This is a genomic window from Actinomadura sp. NPDC048032 (genome assembly GCF_040653175.1).
GTDB lineage: Bacteria > Actinomycetota > Actinomycetes > Streptosporangiales > Streptosporangiaceae > Spirillospora > Spirillospora verrucosospora.
Map to the genome: position 1 here is coordinate 1 of NZ_JBEZJP010000513.1, position 5,182 is coordinate 5,182.

The following is a 5,182-nucleotide window of genomic DNA, read 5'->3' on the forward strand; positions in this document are numbered from 1 at the left end:
GGGCCCCGTCCCCCGATCCGTCCCGCCTGCGGGCGGGAGGCCGTCCCCGGCCGCGGGTCAGGCCGGCACGTGCGCCTTCTTGCGCGTCCAGTGCCGGTGCGCCGCGACCGCCTCGACCAGCTTGGCGGGGAAGCCGCCGCCCGCCCCGCGCCCGGTGACGACGCCGGCGTCGCTGACGGCGTCCCCGTCGGAGAACCGCACGCCGTCGATGCCGGCCCGCTCCAGCAGGCCGATGCCCTCGTCGAGCGCGCCGATCGCCTTGCAGTGGACGAAGGCCTCGGCGACGAAGTGCACGGCGTCGCCGTCCCCCGCCAGCGTCCGCGCGCTCTGCTCGCCGCCCGGCACGAGCACCGCGTCGTAGAGGACGGACGCGACCGTCGGCATGGCGCGGGTCACCTCGATCTGCCCGCCGTTCGCCGCCTGGACGAAGCCGTCCTTCGCGGCGAGGACCTCGACCACCGCCCCGGCCTCGGTGAGCGCGTCGCCGACCGCCGCGACGGCCGCCGAGTCGGCCCCGTCCGCCACCAGCACCGCGATCTTGCGGCCCTGGACGGAGTCCGCGCGCGCGTTCGCCTGGCTCAGCGCGGGCGAGGTGCGGCCGTGGTTCGCCGTCGCCGGCTCCCCGGGCGGCTCCACCCCGACGCCCTCGGCGACCTGGACGGCGAGCGCGTGGTCGACGTGGTTGAGGTGCTCGATGACGCCCTCCCGGATGTGCCGGTGGTCGCACTTGCCGAGCTCGAACCGGAACGCGCCGACGATGTGCTCCTTCTCCCAGTCGGACATGCTGTTCCAGAACAGCGTCGCCTGGGAGTAGTGGTCGGCGAAGCTCTCGCTGCGCTTGCGGATCTTGTTGCCGTCCACCCGCTCCTGGTAGTGGGTGAAGGAGCCCTCGCCGCCCACCGCCGGGCAGCCCCCCGACAGCGAGTTCTTGTGGTAGCTCGCCCGCCCCTGGTGGATGTCCGTCTGGTGGTAGCCGTCGCGGTGGTGGTTGCGGACGGGCGCGACGGGACGGTTCACGGGGAGCTGCGGGAAGTTCGGCCCGCCGAGCCGGATCAGTTGCGTGTCCAGGTAGGAGAACAGCCGCGCCTGCAGCAGCGGGTCGTTGGTGAAGTCGATGCCGGGCACGACGTTGCCGAGATGGAAGGCGACCTGCTCGGTCTCGGCGAAGAAGTTGTCGGGGTTGCGGTCGAGCACCAGCGTGCCGACCGGCCGCACCGGCACCCGCTCCTCCGGAATGATCTTGGTCGGGTCGAGCAGGTCGAAGTCGAACGCGTGCTCGTCCTCCTCCGGGACGAGCTGGACCCCGAACTCGTACTCGGGGAAGGCGCCGGCCTCGATCCGCTCCCAGAGGTCGGCCCGGTTGAAGTCGGGGTTCTTCCCCGCGATCTTCTGGGTCTCGTCCCAGGCGAGCGAGTGGATCCCGAGCCTGGGCTTCCAGTGGAACTTCACGAACGTCGCGCGCCCCTCGGCGTTCACGAGCCGGAAAGTGTGGACGCCGAAGCCCTCCATCATCGCGTAACTGCGCGGCAGCGCCCGGTCCGACATGAGCCACATCATCATGTGCATGGTCTCGGGCTGGAGTTGCACGAAGTCCCAGAGGGTGTCGTGCGCGGAGGACGCCTGCGGGATCTCGCTCGCCGGCTCGGGCTTCACCGCGTGCACGAAGTCGGGGAACTTGATGCCGTCCTGGATGAAGAAGACCGGCATGTTGTTGCCGACGAGGTCGAAATTGCCCTGCCGCGTGTAGAACTTCGTGGCGAACCCGCGGACGTCCCGGACCGTGTCGGCGGAGCCGCGGGACCCGGCGACGGTGGAGAACCGCACGAACACCGGCGTCGTCAGCGAGGTGTCCGTCAGGAATTCGGCCGTCGTGTACTCGGCCAGGGACTCGTGCAGCGTGAAATGGCCGTAGGCTCCCGAACCGCGCGCGTGCACGACCCGCTCGGGAATCCGCTCGTGGTCGAAATGGGTGATCTTCTCGCGCAGATGGAAATCCTCCAGCAGCGAGGGTCCGCGCTCCCCCGCGGAGAGCGAGTTGTCGGTGTCGTCGACCCGGATCCCCTGGTCGGTGGTGAGCCTCGCCCCTTCCGGGCTCACCCGCCGAGGGTCCAGTTGCTCCTGCTTCCGGTCGTTGCGGCCGGTGGGGTCGCCCATGCTCTGGCTCCTCGGGTGATGGGTCGGTGGCGGTGGCTGCGCCCGTGATGGGGCGGCTACCCCGGGAACTCCGCGGCATGCGTTGTTTGACCGGAACTTGGGCCTCCCTCCGTCCCACCCGGTCCAGGGGCTCGTGCTCGTTCGGGCGCGGGGAGGACGGGAGGGGCGACCGCGCGAACCGGAGCCGCGGCGGCCGGCGCGCACCCTTCTTCCGTGCTCCCCGCGCGTCCCGCCACCATGTCCGCCCCCGGAATCCGCTACGGTCAAGGTCGCCGCGTCGGCAAGGGGAAGGAAGACACAGAACACATGGCCGAGAAGGTCATTCGGGTGGACGACATCGACGGCTCCGAAGGAGCCGATGTCGCAAAGCGGGACTTCGAAGTCCTCGACCGGACGTTCACGATCGACTTGAACGATGACAACTACAAGCGGCTGAACGAGATGCTGGACGCCCTCGCGCCCTTCATCGAGAACGCCGCCGAGGTGAAGCCGGCAGGGAAGGGCCGCAAGTCGCGCACCGCGAAGATCAAGGGCTACACGAACGGCGATGTCCGCGCGTGGGCATTGCGTGAGGACATCGAAGTCTCCGAACGTGGCAAGATATCGGATGAGGTCTATGCTGCATTCATCGAGGCACATCCGGACGCCAAGCCGGACGCATAGCTAGAGGGAGTCCCCGCATGGCACAGAAGGTCGAAGTCCTTCTCGTGGACGACATCGACGGCGGAGAGGCTGACGAGACCGTCAGCTTTTCCCTCGACGGCACGTCTTATGAGATCGACCTGAGCAAGAAGAACGCCGCCAAGCTCCGCAGCGGCCTGGAGCCGTTCGTGGCCGGCGCCCGCAAGGCACGCAAGGCCGCGGGCCGGGGCGGCCGCGGGACGCGCACCGCGGGCAGCCGCGAGCGCTCCGCCGAGATTCGCGAGTGGGCGAAGAACCGCGGCATCAAGGTCAATGAGCGGGGCCGTATCCCCGCCAATGTGATCGAGCAGTACGAAGCCGCGCACTAGCGGCCGCCGCGCGGCCGGGGGTGTTCCGGCGCGCGGCGAGGGGCCGGGGCGGATTTATCCACGCCCCGGCCCTCTTGCGTGTGCATCGGGCAAATCCTCCCCCCATTGCGGGAGAGAATGCCAGTAATGGTGCGAGACAACACAATAAGCTGGCGCCGGGGCGACGGCGGAGGGGGCGGCCCGTTGACACGCGTGACGCGGCGGGACAAGGTCCGGTACTGGTTCGACCGGACGATGGCGAAGGGGACGCCCGCCCTCATCGGCTGGCTCGGGCTCGCGTCCGGGGCGCTGGTGCTGGTGGTGGCGACCGCGGCCGTCATGCTCGCGCCCGGCGACAGCGAGTCCAACGGCCACTGGCCCGGCATGGTCTGGCGCAGCCTGCTGCGCACGCTCGACCCCGGGACGATGGGGGACGACACCGGCACCGCGCCGTACCTCGGCCTGATGCTGGTCTCGACCATCGGCGGGATCTTCATCGTCAGCTCGCTCATCGGCGTGCTCACCACCGGCCTGGAAGCGAAGATCACCGAGTTGCGCAAGGGCCGGTCGCGGATCGTCGAGCACGACCACACGGTGCTGCTCGGCTGGTCCGAGCAGGTCTTCACCGTGGTGGCGGAGCTGGTGGAGGCCAACCAGAGCCGGCGCAGGTCGTGCGTCGCGATCCTCGCCGACCGGGACAAGGTCGAGATGGAGGACGCCATCCGCGCGCGCGTCGGCGACCTCGGCCGCACCAGGATCGTGTGCCGCACCGGCGACCCGCTGAAGGTCGCGGACGTGGAGCTGGTCAGCCCCGGCACCGCGCGGTCCATCATGGTGGTCACGCCGGAGGTCGACGAGGCCGACGCCCGCATCATCAAGGTGCTGCTGTCGCTCGGCGCCCGCACCTGGGGGCGGCACCGTCCGCACGTGGTCGCCGCCGTGCACGACTCGGCCAACCTGCCCGCCGCCCGGCTCGCGGGCGGCCCCGCCGCGCACGTCATCGACGCCGACGACGTGGCGATCCGGCTGATCGTCCAGTCGCACCGCCAGTCGGGGCTGTCGCAGGTCTGCACCGAGCTGCTGGACTTCGTCGGCCACGAGTTCTACATGCGCACCGAACCGGCCCTCGCGGGCAGGACGTTCGGGGAGTCGCTGTCGGCCTACGACCTCGGCGTCCCGTCCGGACTGCGGCGGGCGGACGGGGCCGTCCTGCTGAACCCGCCGATGGACACCGTGATCCGCGCCGACGACGAGATCATCCTCCTGGCGGAGGACGACCTGCTGATCCGGCTCGCCACCGGGCCCGCGCCGCCCGTCCGGGAGGCGGCGATCACGACGGCGACCGCGCGGCCCCCGGTGCCCGAGCGCACGCTGATGCTCGGCTGGAACCACCGCGCACCGAAGATCATCGAGCTGCTGGACGAGTTCCTCGCCCCGGACTCGGCGCTGGTCGTCGCCGCGCCGCGCGAGGACCCCACCGGGGCGCTGCCCCCGGCGGCCCACCTCAAGATCGACTTCGTCCGGGCGGAGCCGACCGAGCGGCCGGCGCTGGAGTCCCTCGACCTCGGCTCGTTCCAGCGCGTCATCGTGCTGTCGGACGCCGGGCGCGACCGGGAGCACGCCGACGCCCGCACCCTCGTCACGCTGCTGCACCTGCGCGACATCGAGGACGGGCTCGGCGACCCCTTCGCCATCGTCAGCGAGATCAACGACGACGCCAACCGGGAGATCGCGCAGGTCACCAAGGCCGACGACTTCGTCGTCAGCGAGAAGCTGATCAGCCTGATGCTGACCCAGCTGAGCGAGAACCGGCACCTGTACGAGGTGTTCGCCGACCTGCTCGACCCGGCCGGCTCGGAGATCTACCTCAAGCCCGCCTGCGACTACCTGGCGCCGGGCGCCGAGGCCGACTTCGCGACGCTCATCGAGTCGGCCCGGCGGCGCGGCGAGGTCGCGCTCGGCTACCGCCTGTTGCGGGCTGAGGGGCGGGTGCTGGGGGCGCTGCTTCTCTGAGGGGCCGGTCTCTTGTAGATCGGAAG

Annotated in this window: 4 protein-coding genes; 3 read left to right on the top strand and 1 reads right to left on the bottom strand. The window is 70.6% G+C overall.

Going from position 1 to position 5,182, the window contains the following annotated elements:
• Positions 1–57: 57 nt before the first annotated feature.
• Complete coding sequence (locus tag AB0C69_RS37735; protein ID WP_360360601.1) at positions 58–2,154, bottom strand: catalase; 2,097 nt, start codon at positions 2,152–2,154, stop codon at positions 58–60.
• Positions 2,155–2,367: 213 nt separating this feature from the next.
• Between AB0C69_RS37735 and AB0C69_RS37740 the strand changes: the two genes are divergently transcribed.
• The 3 genes from AB0C69_RS37740 (at position 2,368) to AB0C69_RS37750 (ending at position 5,156) form a co-directional block, all read left to right on the top strand.
• Positions 2,368–2,817, top strand: a complete 450-nt coding sequence (locus AB0C69_RS37740) for an Lsr2 family protein (protein WP_360360603.1) — start codon at positions 2,368–2,370, stop codon at positions 2,815–2,817.
• 17 nt (positions 2,818–2,834) lie between these two features.
• Positions 2,835–3,164: an Lsr2 family protein gene (locus tag AB0C69_RS37745; RefSeq protein ID WP_179834013.1), complete on the top strand. Its 330-nt coding sequence runs from the start codon at positions 2,835–2,837 to the stop codon at positions 3,162–3,164.
• 192 nt (positions 3,165–3,356) lie between these two features.
• On the top strand, positions 3,357–5,156 hold the full coding sequence (locus tag AB0C69_RS37750) for a potassium transporter TrkA (RefSeq protein WP_360360606.1): 1,800 nt from the start codon (positions 3,357–3,359) through the stop codon (positions 5,154–5,156).
• Positions 5,157–5,182 lie beyond the last annotated feature (26 nt).